The sequence below is a fragment of the Devosia elaeis genome (assembly GCF_001650025.1).
GTDB lineage: Bacteria > Pseudomonadota > Alphaproteobacteria > Rhizobiales > Devosiaceae > Devosia > Devosia elaeis.
In genome coordinates, this window is record NZ_LVVY01000068.1 from 54,267 (window position 1) to 74,254 (window position 19,988).

The following is a 19,988-nucleotide window of genomic DNA, read 5'->3' on the forward strand; positions in this document are numbered from 1 at the left end:
AGCCGTGGTGTTGGTATTGTTCCATCAACCCGCCGCCCGTACCGCCGATGCCAGCCCGGCGAATTCGTTCTGGTCGATATCGCTGAGCGTTTTCATCATCAGTCCGCGGAAGATCGGTTCCTTCTCGTCCAGATGGGCCATGATCCGGGGCATGCCGTTGATCTTGACGATCAGCGAGGCGCCGAGCGCGGTTTCGATTTCGGGGCGCATGAGGTTCAGTGCCCGGGCGCCGGGCCCCACGATCAGGATATGGCTGGGGTCGAACATGGCGAGCATGCGCGCCAGGCCGTAGCCGATGGCCCTGCCGGCGAGGTTGAAGCCATGGGTGGCGGTGCGCTCCCCGGCTTCGGCGCGCTGGATCAGCGATTCATATTGCTGCGCCGGGACGGCCGGGGCAGGGGATGCTGTTTCGGGCACCGAATAGGCGGTGCGCAACACGCCGTAATCGGCGGCATAGGCCTCGATGCAGCCGCGCATGCCGCAGCGGCAGAGCGCGCCGTTGGGCACGTGGTTCATGTGGCCGAACTCGGTGGCGCCCTCGTCGCCGCGCCCGGTGATCTGACCATGCAGGCTCATGCCCATGGCCACGGTGGAGCCGAGGAAGACGGTGGCCACGCTGGCATCGAGCAGGTCGGGATCGAGCCAGCGTGTCCCCTCGGCCAGCAGGCGCCCGCGCTTATGCAGGCTCACCGGCAGGCCGATATGGGCTTCGAGTGAGCTGGCGAAGGGCGATCCGGCCAGGCCCTGGATGGGCGACCATTTGAGCCCGCCGCCGTCGCGGTCCAGAATGCCCTGCACGGAAATGGCCACGCGCCGCAGCGCGCCCGATGCCTTGGGGGTGCGCTCGCGCAGCAAGGCGAGCTTTTCCAGGAGGAAGACATCCGGAGCGGTCTGCCGGAAAGTGGTCGGCGTCACCTCTGTTTCGATCCGGTCCACCAGGATGCCGGCATAATCGACCAGCGACAGGCGCGCCTTGTTCACGTCGATCTCGAACAGGGCGACATAGGCGGCCTTGCGCTGGAAGCCGACAAGAATGGCGGGGCGCCCGCGGGTGCGGCCGTCGCCGCGTTCGGCCGCCGGCATTTCCTCCACCAGGCCCTGCGCCAGGAGGTCCTGCATGATGGCGGTGACGCTGGCATGGCTGAGGCCGGTGCGGACGGCAAGAGCCGTTCGCGATTGGGGGCCGCCTGCACGCAATGCGTCTAAAATCAGCCCCCGGTTCTGCCGCCGGACGCTGTCACTATCGCTGACGGAACGCGTCAAACAGCCTACTCCCTCATCCGGGTTCACACCTCAACATTGCTTGCCGGAAAATCGCAACTGCTGATTTAGTTCGGAGCCCGAAATTGATGTTGACATGCCGCGGAACGCCATGCGAGAGCTTTTTTCGAGCAGCAAAATAATGCTCAACGCGCGAGGGCGCTTGCCCTCGCAATTCGGGCAGGGCGCTGCCCATGGGAGGACAGATATGAATAAGTTCGCAGCGGTCCTGCTTGCCTCGACCGTCCTTGCCGGTTCGGCCATCGCGCAGGACCAGATCGTCGTCGGCGTGTCCTGGAACAATTTCCAGGAAGAGCGCTGGAAGACCGATGAAGGCGCCATCAAGGCCGCTCTCGAAGCGGCCGGTGCGCAATATATCTCGGCCGACGCGCAATCGTCGGCGTCCAAGCAGCTCACCGATATCGAAAGCCTGATCAGCCAGGGCGCCGATGCCATCATCGTCCTGGCCCAGGACAGCGACGCCATCGGGCCGGCCGTGGCCGCCGCGGTGGCCGAGGGCATTCCGGTGGTCGGCTATGACCGCCTGATCGAGAATCCCGACGCCTTCTACCTCACCTTCGACAACAAGGAAGTGGGCCGCATGCAGGCGCGCGGCGTCTTCGAAGTGCAGCCGGAAGGCAATTACGTCTTCATCAAGGGCAATTCCGCCGACCCGAATGCCGATTTCCTGTTCGAAGGCCAGATGGAAGTGCTCAAGGACGCCATCGATGCCGGCACGATCAAGAATGTCGGCGAGGCCTATACCGAGAACTGGAATCCCGAAGTCGCCCAGGCGAACATGGAACAGTTCCTGACCGCCAACAACAACGACGTTGACGCGGTCGTGGCCTCCAATGACGGCACGGCCGGCGGCGCCATCGCGGCGCTCGCCGCCCAGGGCCTGGCCGGCTCGGTGCCGGTTTCCGGGCAGGACGGCGACCATGCCGCGCTCAACCGCATCGCCCTCGGCACCCAGACGGTGTCGGTGTGGAAGGATGCGCGCGAGCTGGGCAAGAAGGCCGCCGAGATCGCCCTGGAACTGGCCGGCGGCACGGCGCTGGACGGCGTGACCGACGCGGTCAAGTTCTCCGACGGCCCCAATGGCGTCGAGATGAATGCGGTGCTTCTGGCGCCCGTGCCGATCACCCAGGACAATCTCAACGTCGTCATCGATGCCGGCTGGGTCTCCAAGGACGTGGTCTGCCAGGGCGTTGCCGCCGGTTCGGTCGCCGCGTGTAACTGAGACTGAAACCGGATAAACTGGTTGCAAGGTGCCGCGGCGGCCGCGCTGCGGCACTTTTGTGATCGGACCGCGTCCCGCTTGTCCGGGGCGTCGCCTCCACGGGAGATTTTGATGGCCGAGCAGCATGCCATGACGACCCCCGCGCATCCCAGCAGCTTTGCGCAAAGTCCCCTTCAACGCTTTCTGAGCGCCACCGAGGTGGATACGCGCCTGCTCGGCATGATCGGCGCGCTTGCCATCATCTGGGTGGGTTTCAACATCTTTTCGGGCGGCCTGTTCCTCACGCCGCGCAACCTTTGGAACCTGTCGGTGCAGACCGCTTCGGTCGCCGTCATGGTCACCGGCATGGTGCTGGTCATCGTCACCCGCAATATTGACTTGTCGGTGGGCTCTATTCTCGGCCTGGTCGGCATGGTGATGGGCGTCATGCAGACGCAGATCCTGCCGGTGCAGCTCGGGCTGGGGCTCGGCCATCCGATGATCTGGATCCTGTCGCTGCTGATCGGCATCGCGGTGGGCGTGGGCATCGGGGCGCTGCAGGGCACGATCATCGCCTATCTCAAGGTGCCCGCCTTCATCGTCACCCTGGGTGGCTATCTCGTCTGGCGCGGCGCCGCCTGGTGGGTCACGGCCGGCCGCACCGTGGCGCCGATGGATTCGACCTTCCAACTCATGGGCGGCGGGCCGTTCGGCTCGATCGGCGCGCTCTGGAGCTGGGTCGTCGCCGTTATCGCCTGCGCCGCCATCATCATCGGGCTCTATTTCGGCCGCCGTCAGCGCCGCCGCTTCAATTTCCCGCAGCGCCCGGTCTGGGCCGAAATCACCCTGGCCTTGATCGGCTGCGGCGCCACGATCGGCGCGGTCGCGGTGGCCAATGCCTATCCCTGGCCGGTGCGCATCGCGCAGAATTTCGCCAATGCCAACGGCATTGCGGTGCCCGAAGGCGGGCTGTTCGTTTCGCATGGCATCGCCATTCCGGTGCTGATCGCGGTGGGTGTCGGCGTCGCCATGACCTTCCTCACCACCCGCACGCGCTTCGGCCGCTATGTCTATGCCATGGGCGGCAATCCCGAGGCGGCGGAACTGGCCGGCATCAATACACGCTGGGTAACGGTCAAGATTTTCATGCTGATGGGCGCGCTCTGCGCCATCGCCGCCGCCATCTCCACCGCGCGCCTCAATGCCGCCACCAATGCGCTGGGTACTCTGGACGAGCTCTATGTCATCGCCGCCGCGGTGATCGGGGGCACCTCGCTGGCCGGTGGCGTCGGCACGGTAGCCGGGGCGCTTCTGGGCGCCTTGGTCATGCAATCGCTGCAATCGGGCATGGTGCTGATGGGCATCGACTCACCCCTGCAATCGATCGTCGTCGGTATCGTTCTGGTTTTCGCGGTGTGGCTCGACACGCTCTACCGCCGGAACAAGTATTAGGAGTCCCGATCATGCTGGACACCAGCACGCCACTGGTCGAAATGACCGACATCTCCATCGCGTTCGGCGGCATCCGCGCGGTCGATCGCGCCTCCATCAGCCTGCATCGGGGCGAGGTCGTGGGCTTGCTCGGCCATAACGGAGCCGGCAAGTCGACGCTGATCAAGATCCTGTCCGGCGCCTATCGCCGCGATGCGGGCGAAATCCGCATCAATGGCGAGACCGCCACGATCAACAATCCGCGCGACGCCAAGGCCTATGGCATCGAGACGATCTACCAGCAGCTTGCTGTCGCCGACAATGTCGATGCCGCCGCCAATCTGTTCCTGGGCCGGGAAATCACCACCGCGCTCGGCACGCTCGATGATGCGGCCATGGAATCCAAGGCGCGCGAGGTGATGGGGCGGCTCAATCCCAATTTCCGCCGCTTCAAGGAGCCGGTCAAAGCGCTTTCGGGCGGCCAGCGGCAATCGGTGGCCATCGCCCGCGCCATCCTGTTCAATGCCCGCATCCTGATCATGGACGAGCCGACCGCCGCGCTGGGGCCGCAGGAAACCGCGCAGGTGGGCGAGCTCATCAAGCAGCTCAAGGCCGACGGCATCGGCATTTTCCTCATCAGCCACGATATCCATGACGTGTTCGACCTGGCGGACCGGGTGGTGGTGATGAAGAACGGGCAGGTGGTGGGCCAGGCCAAGACCAGCGACGTCACCAAGGACGAGGTGCTGGGCATGATCATCATGGGCAAGGTGCCGCCCGGCGCCACGCCCGGCCCGGGAGCCATTCGCGACTGATCGCGTTGTCCCTGGGCCGGCAGCCTCGCCGGCCTGTTTCAGCCCGGTAAGATGGCCAAGCCCGCCGCCCGCACCACACGCCGCCGCAAGGTCGCGGCCAGGACCGACCGCACCAAGCCTTTGCAGGGCCGGGCGCTGGATCGGCTGATGCCGCGCCATGCGCCGTTCTATTTCGGTCTGGCCCTGGGCGGCCTCACCTTCGCGCTCTCGCTCTGGCTGGTGCCGAAATTCGCCGTGAGCCTGGGCAGCAATGCCCTGTTCATCGGCTTCCTGCTACTCACCTTCTTCAAGATGCCGCACCTGACCGCGGAATATCTGCGGGAACATGCCCGGGAGGAGGACACGCCGGCCGCCGGGATTTTCCTCGTCGTCCTTATTGTCGTGGTGGCCTCGATCGTCTCGCTTTTCGTGGCGCTCGGCAGCGGCGACAAGCCCGATCCCTGGGAAGTGACGGCCAGCATCGTCTCGGTGCTGCTGGGCTGGTTCACAGTGCAGGCCATGGGCGCGCTACACTACGCCTATGAATATTACCAGGAGCCGGCAACCGGCGAGAACGGCGCGGTGGAGGGCGGGCTGGAATTCCAGGGCGACGACGACCCGGACGGCTACGACTTCATGTATTTTTCCTATACGGTAGGCACTTCGGTCGCCACGTCCGATACCAAGACGACGAGCGGGGCGATGCGCCGGCTCGTCGGCGTCCACCTGGTTTTTTCCCACCTCTACAACACCATCATCCTGGCCGCGGCGGTCAATGTCATGCTCAGCCTGGGGGCAGGGGGCGGCTGACGGTTGCGGGATTCGGCCGGCGCATGGCATCATCGTGGCAAAGAACCAAGAAGGATGCCCCTCATGAAGACTCGCGCCGCCGTCGCCTTTGAAGCCGGAAAGCCCTTGCAGATCGTCGAGGTCGACCTGGAAGGCCCCAAGGCGGGCGAGGTCCTCATCGAGATCAAGGCGACGGGCATCTGCCACACAGATGACTTCACCCTGAGCGGCGCTGATCCGGAAGGGCTGTTCCCGGCTATCCTGGGCCACGAGGGTGCCGGCGTGGTGGTCGATGTCGGTCCGGGCGTCACCAGCCTCAAGAAGGGCGATCACGTCATTCCGCTCTACACGCCCGAATGCCGCGAGTGCTATTCCTGCCGCTCCGGCAAGACAAACCTGTGCACGGCCATTCGCGCCACCCAGGGCCAGGGACTGATGCCGGACGGCACTTCGCGCTTCTCCTTCGAAGGCAAGCCGATCTTCCACTACATGGGCTGCTCGACCTTCTCGAACTATACTGTTCTGCCCGAGATCGCCGTGGCCAGGATCGATGAGGCGGCGGCCTTCGACAAGGTCTGCTATGTCGGTTGCGGGGTGACCACCGGGATCGGTGCCGTCATCAACACGGCCAAGGTGGAAATCGGCGCCACGGCGGTGGTGTTCGGCCTGGGCGGTATCGGCCTCAACGTCATCCAGGGCCTGCGCCTGGCGGGCGCCGACATGATTGTCGGCGTCGATCTCAACAATGCCAAGAAGGAATGGGGCGAGCGCTTCGGCATGACCCATTTCGTCAATCCCACCGAGATCGGCGAGGATATCGTTCCCTATCTGGTCAACCTTACCAAGCGCCGGGGCGACCTGATCGGTGGGGCCGACTACACCTTCGACTGCACCGGTAACACCAAGGTTATGCGTCAGGCGCTGGAAGCCAGCCATCGCGGCTGGGGCAAGTCGGTCGTTATCGGAGTGGCCGGGGCCGGGCAGGAAATTTCCACCCGCCCGTTCCAGTTGGTCACCGGCCGCACCTGGATGGGCACGGCCTTTGGCGGTGCCAAGGGCCGCACCGATGTGCCGAAAATCGTCGACTGGTATCTCGACGGCAAGATCGAGATCGATCCGATGATCACCCACACGCTGCGCCTCGAAGACATCAATAAAGGCTTCGAGATGATGCATGCGGGCGACAGCATCCGCTCCGTCGTGGTGTACTGACGCCGGCTTCGGGGGGCGGCCATGCTCAAGCCAGTCCTGCTCGGCGCCGGGTTTCTCGCCGGCCTCGCCGCCCTCTATGTCGCCATTGGCGGCTTCCTCATCGCGCACGATCTGTCGGCTACTCTGCATGTGGGTGCGGCCACGGCGCAGGGCAGCGGCTGGCCGGCGCCGCAGGGGCCGGCCGATATCGGCTATGCCGGCGATCCCCGCGCCGCCTATGATTATGCCTTCAGCGATATCGGCGTGGCCGGCCCGCTGGGGGATATGCCGGCCTGGCTGATTCCGGCCGCTGGCGGGACGGGGGCGTCCCGCTGGGCCATCTTCGTGCACGGGATCGGGGGGCGGCGCGAAAACGGCTACCGCTTCCTGCCGGTGCTGCATCAGGCCGGCCTGCCGACGCTGATGATATCCTATCGCAATGACGAAGGCGCGCCCGCAGACCCCTCCGGTGCCTACGCCTTCGGCCTTACCGAATGGCAAGATCTCGACGCTGCCGCCCAATATGCCCTGGCCAATGGGGCGAGCGATCTGGTCCTCATTGCCGAATCCATGGGCGGTGGCATTGTGGGGCAGTTCCTGCGCCATTCGGCCCATGCCAGTGCGGTCTCGGCCATCGTGCTGGATGCGCCGGCGCTGGATTTCCGGGCCATCGTCGCGGCGACGACGGGGCATATGGGCCTGCCCCTGGCGCCGGTCCTGGCCAATGTGGGCCTGTGGCTCTCCGGTTTCACCATGCCGTTCCGGCTGGGCGAAGCCGATGTGCGTCCGGAGCTGGGGGGCTTTGCCGGCCCGCTCTTCCTGTCCCACGGCGGGGCCGACAGTATCGTGCCGGTATCGGGCAGCGATGGCTTGTTGTCCCGTCGTGTTTCGGTTACCGATTATCTGCGCACCCGGGCCGACCACATCCAGTCCTGGCACGAGAATCCCGGCCGCTATGACGCGGCACTGGCGGCATTTCTCGGGAACCTGTAGGCGGCGCTGAGCGTCCGTTTGCCAGGACGCTATGAATGAACCCGGCTTCATCGCCTCCCCTCCTTGAGAGGGAATGCTTGTTCGGATTTCTTTCCCGATTTACCCCACACCGTTTTGCCCTCAGGGGCCGACCGAGTGCAATTTGACATGCCTTTACAATGGAGGCTTCCAGGACCAACCATGACCATTCACGCCGACAATCTCTTCATCCTCACGGGCGCGCCGGGCGCCGGCAAGACCACGCTGCTCGATGCGCTGGCGGCTCATGGCCTGCGTGTCGGGCGGGAGGCCGCGCGGGCCGTCATCCAGGTGCAGAAGGCCATTGACGGGCCGGCCCTGCAATGGCGCGATCCCGCCCGCTTTGCCGAATTGATGCTGGACCGCGATATCCAGACCCATGAAAACCTCCGCCTCGATCCGGCGCCCGCCCTCTGCGACCGTGGCATTCCGGACCTCGTGGCCTATGGCCGCATCCTCAGGCTCGCCGAAACCGACCACTTCGCCCGCGCCGCAGCGCTCTATCGCTACAACTCAAAAGTGTTCTTCGCGCCGCCTTGGCGCGAGATTTATGCCGACGATGCCGAACGGATCGAGGGTTGGGAACATGCCCAGCGGATTTACGGGCCGATGCGTGACGCCTATGCCGAACTCGGCTATCGCATCGTGGAGCTGCCCAAGGCGCCCGTGACCGACAGGCTCGCTTTCGTGCTCGACGAGATCGCCCATGCCTGACCCTGCCATTTTCGTCGATGCCGATGCCTGCCCGGTCAAGGAGGAGGCGAAGCGCGTGGCCGAGCGGCTCGGGCTCGTCATCACCTATGTCAGCAATGGCGGTATTCGCCCCTCGCGCGATCCCATGGTGCGGGTCGTGGTGGTGCCGACCGGCGCCGATGCTGCCGATGACTGGATCGTCGAACAGGCCCAGCCCAACGACATCGTGCTGACGGCCGACATTCCCCTGGCCAGCCGCGCCATCGACAAGGGCTGCCATGTGCTGGGTTTTACCGGAAAACCTTTCACGCCCGCGTCCATCGGCATGGCTCTCGCCATGCGCGATCTCAAGCAGCATCTGCGCGAGACCGGAGAAATCCAGGGCTACAATCCGGGCTTCCGGCCCGCCGATCGCTCCGCCTTTCTCAGCGCGCTCGATACGCTGGGGCGCAAGGCGAAAAGCCTTGCCGGTAAGTAGTTCTTAAGTTTTCACGAGGGGAATATTAACCATAATCGCAAATTGTGAGACCCGCCTAAACCTTTGTTGCGGGTGTTGTCTTGCGTTTGCTGCGTGTGCTGTCCGTCACCGTTCTGCTGGCTGCGGCCATGGCCGGTTGTGCCAAGCCGCCCAGCCAGAACGACCACTTCGCGTCCGGCCCGCTCGCCTTCCAGGATCAGACCATTACCGGCAGCGTCCGCCAGAGCGCCAGTGCCCGCCTGCAGCAGCCCATGCCCGATCGAATCGTGTCCCATGGCGCGCTGGCCGGGCGCACCCTCGAAGTCGCCACCACCGCTGACATTATCCTCAAGCCCGGCGAGGTCATCCTGACCTTCGACGACGGCCCGCGCGCCGGCAAGACCCCGGCCATTCTCGATGCGCTCGATGCCCATGGCGTCAAGGCGACGTTCCTGATGCTGGGTTCGGCGGCCAGCGCCAATCCGAAGCTGGCGCAGATGGTCGCCCAGCGCGGCCATAGCGTGGGCAGCCATACCTATAGCCATGTCGATCTCAACACGCTGAGCCGCCAGGCGGCGTTGGACGAGATTGCCCGTGGCGAGGCCGCCGTGGCCGAGGCGCTGGCCGGGGCCGGGCAGGGGCTCTCGCCCTTCTTCCGCTTCCCCTATCTGTCCCAGTCCGGCTATCTGCGCACCAGCCTCCTGCAAGGCGATGTGGTGGTGCTGGACGTCGATATCGACAGCAAGGATTATTACCGCGAGCCCGGCGCCGTGGTAGCGGCGCGCACCCTCGATCGGCTCGAGGCGCGCGGCAGCGGCATCATCCTCTTCCATGACATTCACCAGCGCACGGTCGACATGCTGCCAGGTTTCCTCGACGAGCTCGCCGCGCGCGGCTACAGCGTCGTGCGACTGGCGCCCCGCCATGACGGCATCTTCTCGCGCAGCGTCATCACCGCCCAGGCCTCGGCTGGCATCGGCTCATGACCGTCACTTGCCGTTCGCGGCATCGCGGCGAAACCCGGTCCAGGCCAAGGCCTCGGTCAGCCAGGCGGGCAGGGTGGTTTGCCGGGATGTCCTGCGGATGAAGCGGCCATTGGCGGTGACGGTGTAATTTTCCAGCATGGCCGCAGCCATATGCTTGCCCTCGCGCACGATGCGGCGTTCGTAGAGCGCTGGTCCGATCGATGGTACGCGCATGGCGGCCTCGCTGTGGTTAGCGAAACCTTAACGCGCCAGGGCGCCGAACGTCCAAGATTCTCGCGCGCCATGGTTTACGGCCGCGTCAGGCCAGCACCTGGTCCAGCATGGGATTGCGGAACTTGCCGTGCGGATCGAACCGGGCCGCCAGGCCGCGGAACGCGCCGAGCATGGGATAGCGCTCGCGCACGACAGGCCAGGGCGTCACGAAGACCTTGGCCCAATGCGGCCGGAAATCGAACGCGGCCAGGGCCGCCTCCACCACGCCGATGGCCACGATGGTACGCTCCCATTCCGGGCGCCAGGTGAAATGAAAACCGATGCTGTCGCGGCCATAGGCCGAGCTCAGCCACAGATCGTCTGCCGCCACTGAGCGGATTTCGGCGGCAAGGAGCGCCTGGGCAAAGTCCTGCCGCACCGCCCGGAGGGCGCGAAGGGCTGCCGGTGCATCGGCGCGGGCGACGAAGAATTCCGACTGCAATTCCGCGCCGGCCGAGGCCTTGTGCCCGATGGGGAAATGGAACAGGCGCTCATGCCAGGGCCCTTCGATGCCCATCTGCCCGGTGCAATCGCCGCCGTTCATGCCGGGGATCGGATGCATCGGCCCCTCGGCCGCCCGGGCGCCCCAGAACGTGTCGGGTGGCGTTTGCCCGTCGGTCAGGGCCTTGATCCAGGCCTGGTCGATCACGTCGTCCTGCCATTGGCTGAACAGGCTGACGCTATAGGCGCTGCCCATGACGGCGTCGAAATTCTCGATCAGAACGGCGAGGTCGAGCCCCAGATAGACATTCTGCCGGATGGTGAAATCAGGCACGAGGTCCAGCGTCAGCGCGCTGATGATGCCGAGCGCGCCCAGGCCGACCACTGCCCCCGCGAAATCGGCATCGCCTCGGCGTAGGGTGACGATCTCGCCCGACGCGGTGACGAGTTCGATTGCCGACACCGAGGCCGCCAGGTTCTTGTTGCCGTCGCCCGAACCATGGGTGGCGGTGCTCACTGCGCCGGCCACGGTGATATGGGGCAGGGAGGCGACATTGGGCAGCGCCAGGCCGGACGCGTGCAAAGCCGGCACCAGGTCGGCATAGGTCGCGCCGCCATCGATCCGCACCTTTGCCCCGGCGCTGTCGATATCGATCCGGCGCGGCAGGCGCGCCAGCGAGATCAGGCTGCCATCGGTATCGGCGATGCGGCTGAACGAATGGCCCGAGCCCAGCACCCGCACCCGGCCGGCGCGCCGCACCATGTCCTGCAATTGGGCAAGGGAAGTCGGCTGCTCGAAATCGGCGGCGCCGAAGGCGACATTACCGGCCCAGTTGCGCAGCGGAGCGTCCATGCCTGTGCCTATTCCTCGTCGTCCTCGACGTCGGTGAGATAGACGGAAATCTCGATGTCGATGCCGAAGCCTGCAATCGCGGCCGCCGCATGGGCGGGCAGGCGGGCGGACATGGATTCGCCTTCGGCCGGATAGTCGAAGGCGATGTCGAGCACTGCCTTGCCGATCCGTCGGTCGTCCAGCATGGCGGCAATGGTGGCGCCGGAGCGGTCGGCGAGGTCCAGTATGGCGCGTACCGGATTGCTCACCGGCACATCGATCTGGGCGTAGAAGCTGTTGTCGGCGTCTTCGGGCTCATAACGCACGCTCAATTGCTTGAGGGCGATATCGAGGTCCTGCTGCTGCACGGTCACGCCGGACAGGCGCAAGGCCATGGCGAAGGGCTCGAACTGGCTCATGAGGACCATCCTGCAGTGGCCGCGAACAGGGCGATGGCGGCGGCATTGGAGACATTGAGCGATTTCAGCGGTCCCGGCATGTCGAGCCGCACCATTTCGTCGCACAGCTCGCGGGTACGCTGGCGCAGGCCCTTGCCCTCGGCGCCCATGACCACGGCCAGCGGCGTCCGGTCGGTCCGGGGGCGCAGGGTGGCTTCAGCTTCCGAATCAAAGCCCAGCACTAACATGCCGCGCTGCTTGAGCTTTTCTAGGGTGTCGCCCAGATTGCGAACCTCGATCATCGGCACCAGGTCCAGCGCGCCGGAGGCGGCCTTGGCCATGACGCCGGTTTCACGCGGCGAGTGTCGTGCCGTGGTGATCACCGCATCGGCGCCGAAGGCGCAGGCGGTGCGCAGGATGGCGCCCACATTGTGCGGATCGGTGAGTTGGTCCAGCACCACGACCAGCTTGAGATCGCCGATATCGTCGAGGCCGAAACGGCTCACCGGATCGACTTCCAGCGCCACGCCCTGGTGTACGGCCTCCCCGCCCAGCAGGCGGTCGAGTTCCTTGGGATTGGTCTCGGTGACCTTCACCTTGCCGATGTCGCCGCCTTCCTTGAGCCGGTTCAGCCCATTGGGCGTCGCCAGCAGCGCCTTCTTGACGCGATGGGGGTTATCCAGCGCGGCGCGCACCGTGTGCAGGCCATAGAGATAGACCGGCCCGGTATCGGGATCATATTTCGGTTTGGGCGGAAACTTGTTGCGGCTCATGGCCGAGCGGTAGCCGTTTTGCAACGGCTTCGCAAGCAAGGCTTGTGGCCGTTGAGACGACGCTCTGCCGCCGGGCATTGCCAGGTGCAGCGCGGCTCATCGATTCTTCCCGTGTTTGCTTCCCCACCACGCTAAAGTGCCGCGTTCCACAGGAGCAATGGCGCCACGTCGGCATCCAATTGCGGGGAGCCAGCAAAGCCGCTTTGCGGAGGTAAGGGGGATTTGGAGCGGGTAGCGGGAATCGAACCCGCGTATTCAGCTTGGAAGGCTGCTGCTCTACCATTGAGCTATACCCGCCCGGAGGCGAAGCCATGGCTCCGCTTAGCAAGATCGCCCCACTTGTGGCAAGGGGATGGGGCCGGGGACGATCATAAAATGGCAGGAGGCACAAAATCTTGCGGGTGATGCGCGCTTGGGTGTTGACACCTTTGCGACAGCCTACCATAAACCGCCCCGACGACGCGCAAGAGTGTTCGTCTCCTGCCCGGAAATGTGGAGGGGTGGGAGAGTGGTTAAATCCATCAGACTGTAAATCTGACGCCTCAGGCTACACTGGTTCGAATCCAGTCCCCTCCACCACCCGGCCATTGGCCAAGCCCCCCGATTGCCGTCCTTCACGTTCCCCTTGAGCTTGCAAGCGGGGCTACACCTCGTCCGGATAATGGTCCTTGGTCTGTCCGACCAGCTTGGCCAATTCGTGGAAACCGGAGATTTCCGTCTCCGAGGCGCTGTTATTGGCGAGCATCAGGAAGCGTGGCGCGAAGGCGACGGCGTCGCGATTGGCGGGGTTCATGTCTTCCATGACCCGGTCGTCGCCCAGGGCGGTCTGCTCGGCGCGCTTGAGCGCGACATCGACTTCCGCCCGCGTCAGTAGCCCCTTGGCGACGAGCGCATTGTTGACCGAGGCAATGGCCAGGTAGAGACCCTGGAGCTGCAGGTTCGAAACGTTCATGACTTCCTCCAATACCGCTATGCGTGAAGGAATGGCTCAGATCGCCTCCGGGTTGCGGGGCGCCGGCGATCAGCGCAGCATGGCTTTCAGTTCTGCCTGCACCGTCTGCATGGCCGGCAAATAGAGCCTGGCCAAATCCTCCACCTGCCGCTGTGTTGCCGGCACGCCGATATTGAGGGCGGCGATGGTGGCGCCGCGCGCATTGCGCAGGGGGGCGGCGATGGAGCGCAGGCCCAGTTCAACTTCCTGGTCGATCAGTGCAAAACCCCGCTGCCGGGCCAGGGCCAATTCCGCCATGATGGCCCCGGGCTCGGTTCTGGTATGACGCGTTCGTTGGGCCAGGGGAGCGGCGTCGAGCAAGGCGCGCGCTTCGGCCTCGGGCAGGGCGGCGAGCATGACCCGGCCCATCGAGGTGCAGAAGGCCGGCAGGCGCGAGCCGGGCATGAGGCTGATGGACATCACCTTGCGCTGCGCCGCGCGCGCCACATAGACGATTTCCGCACCGTCCAGGATCGAGACCGACGAACTCTCGCCCAATTGGTCCGAAAGCCGGTCGAGCAGGGGCTGCACCATTTGCGGTAGCGGCATGGTGGCGAGGCACGCCGTGCCCAGCCGCAGGACGCGCGGAGTCAGGGTGAAATATTTGCCGTCGTAATCGGCGTAGCCAAGGTGGGCGAGCGTCAGCAGGCAGCGCCGCGCCGTGGCCCGGTCGAGGCCGGAAGACGCCGAGACCTCCGCGATGGATTGGCGGGGACGGTCGGCGGTGAAGGTCTCGATGGCCAGCAGGCCCTTGGCCAGCCCACCCATGATATCCCGTTCCAACAAGGCGGCCTCCATTTTGTGCGATATGTCAACAAATACAGCATATCGCACAAGTTACATTGCGGACAGGGCTCTCCTCGCCATAATCGCTCTCCGACGGCCCGGCTCAGGATAGCCCGGCGGAAAGGACGAGCATGGACAAGACGGTCCCCGATTTCGCCACGGCCTTGGCGGGAATCGAAGACGGCATGAGCCTGATGGTGGGCGGCTTTGGCGGTTCCGGCGCGCCGATCGAGCTCATTCACGCGCTGATCGACCGCTTCAAGGCGACGGGCAGCCCGAAAGGCCTCACGCTCATCAACAACAATGCGGGCAATGGCCGGGTCGGCCTCGCGGCCATGATCGATGCCGGCATGGTGGCCAAGATGATCTGCTCGTTTCCGCGCTCGGCCGATCCGCGCGCTTTCACCGAGAAATATCTCGCCGGCGAAATCGGTCTCGAAATCGTGCCGCAGGGCACGCTGGCCGAGCGGATCCGCGCCGGCGGCGCCGGCATCCCCGCCTTCTATACTCCGGCCAGCTACGGCACCGATGTGGCCGAGGGCAAGCCGGTAGCCGAATTCGACGGCAAGCATTACGTGCAGGAGCGCTGGCTCAAGGCCGATGCGGCTTTGATCAAGGCGGAACTGGCCGACAGGCTGGGCAATCTCACCTATCGGAAGGCGGCGCGGAATTTCTCGCCGCTGATGGCTGCGGCGGCAAAACTCACCATCGTGCAGGCCAGCCGGATCGTCGAGCCCGGCGAGATCGATCCGGAAATCGTCGTCACCCCCGGCATTTTCGTCACCCGCATCATCGAGATCGCCGATGCGAAACAGGAAGAAGCCCTGATGCGCGAAGGAGTGGCCTATTCATGAGCACGAAACTCTCCAACGCCCAGATCGCCTGGCGCGCGGCGCAGGACATCGAGGACGGCGCCTATGTCAATCTCGGCATCGGCTTTCCCGAAATGGTGGCGAAATTCCAGCCGCCGGGCCGGCAGGCCATTTTCCACACCGAGAACGGTGTATTGAATTTCGGCGAGGCCCCGCCCGAGGGCGAGGAGGATTGGGACCTCATCAATGCCGGCAAGAAGGCCATAACTCTCAAGCCCGGCGCCGCCTTTTTCCACCATGCCGACAGTTTTGCCATGGTGCGGGGCGGGCATCTGGATGTGGCCATTCTCGGCGCCTATGAAGTGGCCGAGAATGGCGACCTCGCCAATTGGTCCACCGGCCCCAAGGGCGTGCCGGCCGTGGGCGGGGCGATGGACCTGGTGCATGGCGCCAAGCGCGTCGCGGTGATCACCGATCACGTCACCAAGGATGGGCGGCCCAAGCTGCTCAAGGCCTGCACCCTGCCGCTGACCGGTATCGGTTGTGTTACGCGTGTCTATACCAGCCTTGCCGTCATCGATATCGAGAACGCCCGCTTCGTGCTGCGCGAGAAGCTGCCGGGGATGAGCGTGGATGAGTTGCAATCGGTAACCGGCGCCGAACTGGTTTTGCCCGACACTATCGGCGACCTTGTCGCCCCGGAGCTGTGAGATGAGCGACGCTTTCATCTGCGATTATATCCGCACCCCCATCGGTCGTTTTGGCGGCTCCCTGTCCGGCGTGCGCCCCGACGATCTTGGCGCAGTGCCGCTGATGGCCCTGGCCGCGCGCAATGGCCGGCTGGATTGGGATGCGGTGGACGACGTTATTTTCGGCAATGCCAATGGCGCGGGCGAGGACAATCGCAATGTCGCGCGCATGAGCCTGTTGCTGGCCGGCCTGCCGGTGACGGTCACCGGCACCACGATCAACCGCCTCTGCGGCTCGGGCTTGGATGCGGTTGTCACTGCCGCCCGGGCCATCAAATCCGGAGAGGCCGAGCTGATCATTGCCGGCGGCACCGAATCCATGTCGCGCGCGCCTTTCGTCCTGCCCAAGGCCGAGAGCGCCTTTTCCCGCAAGGCCGAGATTTACGACACCACCATCGGCTGGCGCTTCGTCAATCCGCGCATGGAAAAGCTGCATGGCACCGATTCCATGCCCGAGACCGGCGAGCATGTGGCGCGTGAATTCGGCGTCAGCCGCACCGATCAGGACGCCTTTGCCGTCCGCAGCCAGGAAAAAGCCGTCGCCGCGCAGCAGAATGGCCGCCTCGCGCGCGAAATCACCCCAGTCGCGATTCCGCAGAAAAAGGGCGATCCTGTCATGGTCACCAAGGACGAGCATCCGCGCGCCGGCACCAGCATGGAAACGCTGGCCGGCCTGCGCCCGCTCTTCCCCGGTGGTTCGGTCACCGCCGGCAATGCCTCCGGCGTCAATGACGGCGCGGCGGCGCTGATCGTGGCCTCCGAAGCGGCGGCGAAAAAGCATGGCCTCACGCCCATTGCCCGCATCCTGGGCGGCGCCAGCGCCGGCGTGCCGCCGCGCATCATGGGCATGGGGCCGGCGCCGGCCACCAGGAAGCTCTGCGCCCGGCTCGGCCTGGCGCCCGCCGATTTCGACGTGATCGAGCTCAACGAAGCCTTTGCCAGCCAGGGCATCGCCGTGCTGCGGGACCTGGGTCTTGCCGAAGATGATCCGCGTGTGAATCCCCATGGCGGCGCCATCGCGCTCGGCCATCCGCTCGGCATGTCCGGCGCCCGCATCACCGGCAGCGCTGCGCTCGATCTCAGCCTCGGCAGCGGCAGGCTGGCCCTGGCGACGATGTGCATCGGCGTGGGGCAGGGGATCGCCGTGGCGCTGGAGCGGGTCTAGGGGGTGGGCCCTCCATGTCCCCTTGGCTCATCACCGGGTCATTCCCGCTTTCGCGGGCATGACATGGCGAGAAACCCACGCTCGGTTGTGACCGAACCAGACACTGCCCTCTAAGGGGGATGCCCACTTCGGGGATCATATAGGCTCGGCCCAGTTCCACGAGGTGCCCGCCCATGAAGATCTATCCGCTTCCCCATACCGATCTCACCGTTTCCAGCATCGTGCTCGGCCTGATGCGCATTGCCGCGATGAGCGATGCCGATATCCGCGCCCTCGTCGAAGCAGCGCTGGAAGCCGGCGTGACCGTCTTCGATCATGCGGACATCTATGGCGGCGAGCGCCATCGCTGCGAGGCCCGGTTCGGCGAGGCCATGCAGCTCACACCCGCCAAGCGCGAAAAGATGATCATCCAGTCCAAGGTCGGTATTCGCCGCGGCTGGTTCGATTTCTCCCGAGAGCACATCCTCGCTACGGTCGATGAATCGCTGGCGGCGCTGCGCACCGACTATCTCGATGTGCTGCTGCTCCACCGGCCCGATACGCTGGTCGAGCCCGAGGAAGTGGCCGAGGCCTTCGACAGGCTCCACGCCGCCGGCAAGGTGCGCCATTTCGGCGTGTCCAACCACACGCCGGGCCAGATCGAGCTGCTCAAGTCAGCCGTGCGTCAGAAGCTGCTGTTCAACCAGGTCCAGCTCAGCATCACCCATGCCAATCTCTTCGCCCAGGGCGTCGCCGCCAATATGGCCGGGCTCGACCAGTCCATCTCCCGCGACAATGGCCTGCTCGATTATTCCCGCCTCAACGGCATGATGCTGCAGGCCTGGTCGCCGTTCCAGAAGCAGTTCTTCGACGGGGTCTTCATCGGTGACCGAGAGAATTACGCCGAGCTCAACGACCTGTTGGAGGAACTGGCCGCCGCCTATGGCGTGACGGCCACCGGCATTGCCGTGGCCTGGATCACCCGTCATCCGGCCAATATCCAGGTCGTGCTCGGCACCACTCGTCCCGAGCGCGTCCGCGAAGCCGCCGCCGGCTCCGATATCCAGCTCACCCGCGAGGAATGGTACCGCCTCTTCCGCGCCGCCGGCCACAAGGTGCCGTGAGGCTGGAGATTTCGCGGCATTAGCCTCGCTGTCATCCCGGCATTGTCTTCCCGCAAAAGCCCTCGCTTTCGCGGGAATGACATCGTTCACAAGACGACATCACGAAAAATCCGAGCCTTGGATACCCATGAAAAACACCCACATAACAAGCCCGCAAGATGCAAGACCCACTTGCATCCGACGGCCTTTGCCATTAGACACGGCCTCGCCTGAAGGGGTTTAGCTCAGTTGGTAGAGCATCGGTCTCCAAAACCGAGGGTCGTGGGTTCGAGTCCCCCAGCCCCTGCCAGGCCTTAATCGAACATTGCCGGTTTGCCTGCGTCGCGTCAGCGCGCGGCTTTTGGCATGGTCAAGGCGGCGAGCACCGCCATGACGCCAAGGATCATCAGAACTGCCATCGTCATCCTCCGTCGCTGGGAGGGGAATTCCGGCCGACCCGCAGCCGTTCCATCACAACGGGGCGGGGCTGCCTATTCGGCGGCGACGGACAGGCGCTCACCGTGGCGGGCCTTGAGCTTGTTCAATTGGTGGGCGGCATGGGTAAGCAGGGCAGTGCGCACCTGTTCATGCGCGACAGCGCCGCAATCGGCCTTGACCGGCAGGTCGAGCGAATATTGGGTGACATTGCCCATGAGGCTCTCGCGGATGCGCACGCGCACGGCCCCCGTGATCCTTTTGGGAATCGTCTTGTGGGGGCCGAAATGCAGAAGCTGGCAGCCAACGACCTCGAACGACATCGCTCCCTCCATGAGCTCCGCCACTTTTTGGGCACATTTCGATCCAAATCCAAATTCGCGCCCGGTGCAAGGGAATTTGCGGCGCTTTCGCACTTATGCTTTACAAGGGCGCGTTTCTGGCGGTTGCCGGGCGCTGCGATTCTCTTGGGCTTGCCTGTTGCAATATGCGGGCAAAGCCTCTAGAGAACCGGTCTCTAGCCGTGCGGGATTCCTGCGCGGCCTTTGGTTTTGCACCAAGATACGAGAAGAGTTGGTTTGCCCATGGCCCGTACGAACCCGATCCAGTTTCTCCAGCAGGTTCGCTCGGAAGTCAGCAAGGTCACCTGGCCCGGCCGGAACGAAGTCGTGATCTCGACGATCATGGTCATCGTGCTGGTCATCCTGGCCAGCCTGTTTTTCCTGCTGGCCGACCAGGTCATTTCTTGGCTCGTATCCTTGATGCTGTCGATCCGCTAAGCGGACTTTTGTAGGTTTATTGGGAGCGGCGACCCCTTCATGGCCAAGCGCTGGTATATCGTTCAGGCGTATTCGAACTTCGAGCGCAAGGTGGCGGATGACATTCGCCAGAAGGTTGCGCAGAAGAAGCTCGAGCACCTGTTTGAAGACGTGATCGTCCCGACCGAGAAGGTTGTGGAAATCCGCCGTGGCCGCAAGGTGGACACCGAGCGCAAGTTCTTCCCGGGCTATGTGCTGGTCAAGATGGACATGACCGACGAGGCGTTCCATCTGATCAAGAACACGCCCAAGGTCACCGGCTTCCTCGGCTCGGACAACAAGCCGATGCCGATCTCGGAGAGCGAGGCCATGTCGATCCTGCAGCAGGTGCAGGAAGGCGTGGATCATCCCAAGCCCTCCGTTAGCTTCGAAGTGGGCGAGAACGTGCGCGTGTCGGACGGTCCCTTCGCCAGCTTCAACGGCGTCGTCGAAGAGGTGGACGAAGAACGTTCGCGCCTCAAGGTCGAGGTCTCGATTTTCGGTCGCCCCACTCCGGTGGAGCTCGAATACGGTCAGGTCGAAAAGGTCTGATCACTCACCGGGGCAACCCGGTGAAAATCCGTGGAAGGGGATGGCGCTTAGCCGGCGTCAGGAAACCGCACCACGGCCATCAACCGCCC

Annotated in this window: 23 protein-coding genes and 3 tRNA genes; 17 read left to right on the forward strand and 9 right to left on the reverse strand. The window is 64.7% G+C overall.

From position 1 onward, the window contains the following. Positions 1 to 24 precede the first annotated feature (24 nt). Complete coding sequence (locus tag A3840_RS05680; RefSeq protein WP_165603130.1) at positions 25 to 1,263, reverse strand: ROK family transcriptional regulator; 1,239 nt, start codon at positions 1,261 to 1,263, stop codon at positions 25 to 27. Between the two features lie 205 nt (positions 1,264 to 1,468). On the opposite strand from A3840_RS05680, the gene xylF reads away from it, so the two are divergent. From xylF to A3840_RS05725, 9 genes are all read left to right on the forward strand, one after another. Then, positions 1,469 to 2,503, forward strand: a complete 1,035-nt coding sequence (xylF, locus tag A3840_RS05685; protein ID WP_067453226.1) for a D-xylose ABC transporter substrate-binding protein — start codon at positions 1,469 to 1,471, stop codon at positions 2,501 to 2,503. A gap of 129 nt (positions 2,504 to 2,632) precedes the next feature. Next, on the forward strand, positions 2,633 to 3,934 hold the full coding sequence (locus A3840_RS05690; protein ID WP_245676558.1) for a sugar ABC transporter permease: 1,302 nt from the start codon (positions 2,633 to 2,635) through the stop codon (positions 3,932 to 3,934). An 11-nt stretch (positions 3,935 to 3,945) separates the two neighbouring features. Further along, positions 3,946 to 4,728: an ATP-binding cassette domain-containing protein gene (locus A3840_RS05695; RefSeq protein WP_067453231.1), complete on the forward strand. Its 783-nt coding sequence runs from the start codon at positions 3,946 to 3,948 to the stop codon at positions 4,726 to 4,728. Positions 4,729 to 4,779: 51 nt separating this feature from the next. After that, a complete protein-coding gene (locus A3840_RS05700; RefSeq protein WP_082903680.1) occupies positions 4,780 to 5,517 on the forward strand; it encodes a DUF1345 domain-containing protein in 738 nt (245 codons plus the stop codon). Between the two features lie 63 nt (positions 5,518 to 5,580). Continuing rightward, the gene (locus A3840_RS05705; RefSeq protein WP_067453234.1) at positions 5,581 to 6,708 is read left to right on the forward strand and encodes an S-(hydroxymethyl)glutathione dehydrogenase/class III alcohol dehydrogenase; all 1,128 of its coding nucleotides are present in this window, start codon (positions 5,581 to 5,583) and stop codon (positions 6,706 to 6,708) included. A gap of 21 nt (positions 6,709 to 6,729) precedes the next feature. Then, entirely contained in the window at positions 6,730 to 7,680 is a 951-nt protein-coding gene (locus tag A3840_RS05710; RefSeq protein WP_067453238.1) for an alpha/beta hydrolase, read from the forward strand. A gap of 180 nt (positions 7,681 to 7,860) precedes the next feature. After that, complete coding sequence (locus A3840_RS05715) at positions 7,861 to 8,412, forward strand: AAA family ATPase (RefSeq protein WP_067453241.1); 552 nt, start codon at positions 7,861 to 7,863, stop codon at positions 8,410 to 8,412. Further along, entirely contained in the window at positions 8,405 to 8,869 is a 465-nt protein-coding gene (locus A3840_RS05720) for a YaiI/YqxD family protein (RefSeq protein WP_067453244.1), read from the forward strand. Before A3840_RS05715 ends, A3840_RS05720 begins: the two co-directional genes overlap by 8 nt. 80 nt (positions 8,870 to 8,949) lie before the next feature. Further along, positions 8,950 to 9,834, forward strand: coding sequence for a polysaccharide deacetylase family protein (locus tag A3840_RS05725; RefSeq protein ID WP_245676555.1), 885 nt, complete (start codon positions 8,950 to 8,952; stop codon positions 9,832 to 9,834). Positions 9,835 to 9,837: 3 nt separating this feature from the next. Here A3840_RS05725 and A3840_RS05730 read toward each other — a convergent pair whose 3' ends face one another. The 5 genes from A3840_RS05730 to A3840_RS05750 all read right to left on the reverse strand — a co-directional run bounded on the left by A3840_RS05730 (position 9,838) and on the right by A3840_RS05750 (position 12,827). Continuing rightward, entirely contained in the window at positions 9,838 to 10,047 is a 210-nt protein-coding gene (locus tag A3840_RS05730) for a hypothetical protein (protein ID WP_067453248.1), read from the reverse strand. Positions 10,048 to 10,132: 85 nt separating this feature from the next. After that, a complete protein-coding gene (locus A3840_RS05735; protein WP_067453251.1) occupies positions 10,133 to 11,380 on the reverse strand; it encodes an FAD-binding protein in 1,248 nt (415 codons plus the stop codon). An 8-nt stretch (positions 11,381 to 11,388) separates the two neighbouring features. Further along, positions 11,389 to 11,778, reverse strand: coding sequence for a hypothetical protein (locus tag A3840_RS05740; RefSeq protein WP_131798258.1), 390 nt, complete (start codon positions 11,776 to 11,778; stop codon positions 11,389 to 11,391). Further along, positions 11,775 to 12,530: a 23S rRNA (guanosine(2251)-2'-O)-methyltransferase RlmB gene (rlmB, locus tag A3840_RS05745; RefSeq protein WP_067453418.1), complete on the reverse strand. Its 756-nt coding sequence runs from the start codon at positions 12,528 to 12,530 to the stop codon at positions 11,775 to 11,777. Before rlmB ends, A3840_RS05740 begins: the two co-directional genes overlap by 4 nt. A gap of 223 nt (positions 12,531 to 12,753) precedes the next feature. Beyond that, positions 12,754 to 12,827, reverse strand: a tRNA-Gly gene (locus A3840_RS05750). Between the two features lie 197 nt (positions 12,828 to 13,024). Here A3840_RS05750 and A3840_RS05755 point away from each other — a divergent pair. Then, positions 13,025 to 13,109: transfer RNA gene (locus A3840_RS05755), tRNA-Tyr, on the forward strand. Positions 13,110 to 13,173: 64 nt separating this feature from the next. Here the strand turns inward: A3840_RS05755 and A3840_RS05760 are convergent. Together A3840_RS05760 and A3840_RS05765 are read right to left on the reverse strand one after the other, a co-directional pair. Continuing rightward, positions 13,174 to 13,482: a hypothetical protein gene (locus A3840_RS05760; RefSeq protein WP_067453256.1), complete on the reverse strand. Its 309-nt coding sequence runs from the start codon at positions 13,480 to 13,482 to the stop codon at positions 13,174 to 13,176. A 69-nt stretch (positions 13,483 to 13,551) separates the two neighbouring features. Then, positions 13,552 to 14,319 carry an IclR family transcriptional regulator domain-containing protein gene (locus A3840_RS05765; protein WP_067453259.1) on the reverse strand — a complete coding sequence of 256 codons (768 nt, stop codon included), beginning with the start codon at positions 14,317 to 14,319 and terminating at the stop codon, positions 13,552 to 13,554. 119 nt (positions 14,320 to 14,438) lie between these two features. Between A3840_RS05765 and A3840_RS05770 the strand changes: the two genes are divergently transcribed. The 5 genes from A3840_RS05770 (at position 14,439) to A3840_RS05790 (ending at position 18,425) form a co-directional block, all read left to right on the forward strand. Then, a complete protein-coding gene (locus A3840_RS05770) occupies positions 14,439 to 15,161 on the forward strand; it encodes a 3-oxoacid CoA-transferase subunit A (protein WP_067453262.1) in 723 nt (240 codons plus the stop codon). Then, positions 15,158 to 15,829: a 3-oxoacid CoA-transferase subunit B gene (locus A3840_RS05775; protein ID WP_067453265.1), complete on the forward strand. Its 672-nt coding sequence runs from the start codon at positions 15,158 to 15,160 to the stop codon at positions 15,827 to 15,829. Before A3840_RS05770 ends, A3840_RS05775 begins: the two co-directional genes overlap by 4 nt. 1 nt (position 15,830) lies before the next feature. Further along, positions 15,831 to 17,033 carry a 3-oxoadipyl-CoA thiolase gene (pcaF, locus tag A3840_RS05780; RefSeq protein WP_067453268.1) on the forward strand — a complete coding sequence of 401 codons (1,203 nt, stop codon included), beginning with the start codon at positions 15,831 to 15,833 and terminating at the stop codon, positions 17,031 to 17,033. A gap of 173 nt (positions 17,034 to 17,206) precedes the next feature. After that, positions 17,207 to 18,136, forward strand: coding sequence for an aldo/keto reductase (locus A3840_RS05785; RefSeq protein WP_067453271.1), 930 nt, complete (start codon positions 17,207 to 17,209; stop codon positions 18,134 to 18,136). A gap of 213 nt (positions 18,137 to 18,349) precedes the next feature. Further along, a tRNA-Trp gene (locus tag A3840_RS05790) sits at positions 18,350 to 18,425 on the forward strand. A 181-nt stretch (positions 18,426 to 18,606) separates the two neighbouring features. Here A3840_RS05790 and A3840_RS05795 read toward each other — a convergent pair. After that, positions 18,607 to 18,873 (reverse strand): hypothetical protein, encoded by a 267-nt coding sequence (locus A3840_RS05795; protein WP_067453273.1) that lies wholly within the window; start codon positions 18,871 to 18,873, stop codon positions 18,607 to 18,609. A gap of 261 nt (positions 18,874 to 19,134) precedes the next feature. Here A3840_RS05795 and secE point away from each other — a divergent pair, with 261 nt between their 5' ends. Further along, positions 19,135 to 19,329, forward strand: a complete 195-nt coding sequence (secE, locus tag A3840_RS05800; RefSeq protein WP_067453276.1) for a preprotein translocase subunit SecE — start codon at positions 19,135 to 19,137, stop codon at positions 19,327 to 19,329. A 39-nt stretch (positions 19,330 to 19,368) separates the two neighbouring features. Next, on the forward strand, positions 19,369 to 19,899 hold the full coding sequence (gene nusG / locus A3840_RS05805) for a transcription termination/antitermination protein NusG (protein ID WP_067453279.1): 531 nt from the start codon (positions 19,369 to 19,371) through the stop codon (positions 19,897 to 19,899). Positions 19,900 to 19,988 lie beyond the last annotated feature (89 nt).

Excerpts from the sequence above, each read along its gene's own strand:
- xylF (WP_067453226.1), top strand. The coding sequence starts at position 1,469 with ATGAATAAGTTCGCAGCGGTCCTGCTTGCCTCGACCGTCCTTGCCGGT.
- A3840_RS05690 (WP_245676558.1), top strand. The coding sequence starts at position 2,633 with ATGACGACCCCCGCGCATCCCAGCAGCTTTGCGCAAAGTCCCCTTCAA.
- A3840_RS05695 (WP_067453231.1), top strand. The coding sequence starts at position 3,946 with ATGCTGGACACCAGCACGCCACTGGTCGAAATGACCGACATCTCCATC.
- A3840_RS05700 (WP_082903680.1), top strand. The coding sequence starts at position 4,780 with ATGGCCAAGCCCGCCGCCCGCACCACACGCCGCCGCAAGGTCGCGGCC.
- A3840_RS05705 (WP_067453234.1), top strand. The coding sequence starts at position 5,581 with ATGAAGACTCGCGCCGCCGTCGCCTTTGAAGCCGGAAAGCCCTTGCAG.
- A3840_RS05710 (WP_067453238.1), top strand. The coding sequence starts at position 6,730 with ATGCTCAAGCCAGTCCTGCTCGGCGCCGGGTTTCTCGCCGGCCTCGCC.
- A3840_RS05715 (WP_067453241.1), top strand. The coding sequence starts at position 7,861 with ATGACCATTCACGCCGACAATCTCTTCATCCTCACGGGCGCGCCGGGC.
- A3840_RS05720 (WP_067453244.1), top strand. The coding sequence starts at position 8,405 with ATGCCTGACCCTGCCATTTTCGTCGATGCCGATGCCTGCCCGGTCAAG.
- A3840_RS05730 (WP_067453248.1), bottom strand. The coding sequence starts at position 10,047 with ATGCGCGTACCATCGATCGGACCAGCGCTCTACGAACGCCGCATCGTG.
- A3840_RS05735 (WP_067453251.1), bottom strand. The coding sequence starts at position 11,380 with ATGGACGCTCCGCTGCGCAACTGGGCCGGTAATGTCGCCTTCGGCGCC.
- A3840_RS05740 (WP_131798258.1), bottom strand. The coding sequence starts at position 11,778 with ATGAGCCAGTTCGAGCCCTTCGCCATGGCCTTGCGCCTGTCCGGCGTG.
- rlmB (WP_067453418.1), bottom strand. The coding sequence starts at position 12,530 with ATGAGCCGCAACAAGTTTCCGCCCAAACCGAAATATGATCCCGATACC.
- A3840_RS05760 (WP_067453256.1), bottom strand. The coding sequence starts at position 13,482 with ATGAACGTTTCGAACCTGCAGCTCCAGGGTCTCTACCTGGCCATTGCC.
- A3840_RS05765 (WP_067453259.1), bottom strand. The coding sequence starts at position 14,319 with ATGGAGGCCGCCTTGTTGGAACGGGATATCATGGGTGGGCTGGCCAAG.
- A3840_RS05770 (WP_067453262.1), top strand. The coding sequence starts at position 14,439 with ATGGACAAGACGGTCCCCGATTTCGCCACGGCCTTGGCGGGAATCGAA.
- A3840_RS05775 (WP_067453265.1), top strand. The coding sequence starts at position 15,158 with ATGAGCACGAAACTCTCCAACGCCCAGATCGCCTGGCGCGCGGCGCAG.
- pcaF (WP_067453268.1), top strand. The coding sequence starts at position 15,831 with ATGAGCGACGCTTTCATCTGCGATTATATCCGCACCCCCATCGGTCGT.
- A3840_RS05785 (WP_067453271.1), top strand. The coding sequence starts at position 17,207 with ATGAAGATCTATCCGCTTCCCCATACCGATCTCACCGTTTCCAGCATC.
- A3840_RS05795 (WP_067453273.1), bottom strand. The coding sequence starts at position 18,873 with ATGTCGTTCGAGGTCGTTGGCTGCCAGCTTCTGCATTTCGGCCCCCAC.
- secE (WP_067453276.1), top strand. The coding sequence starts at position 19,135 with ATGGCCCGTACGAACCCGATCCAGTTTCTCCAGCAGGTTCGCTCGGAA.
- nusG (WP_067453279.1), top strand. The coding sequence starts at position 19,369 with ATGGCCAAGCGCTGGTATATCGTTCAGGCGTATTCGAACTTCGAGCGC.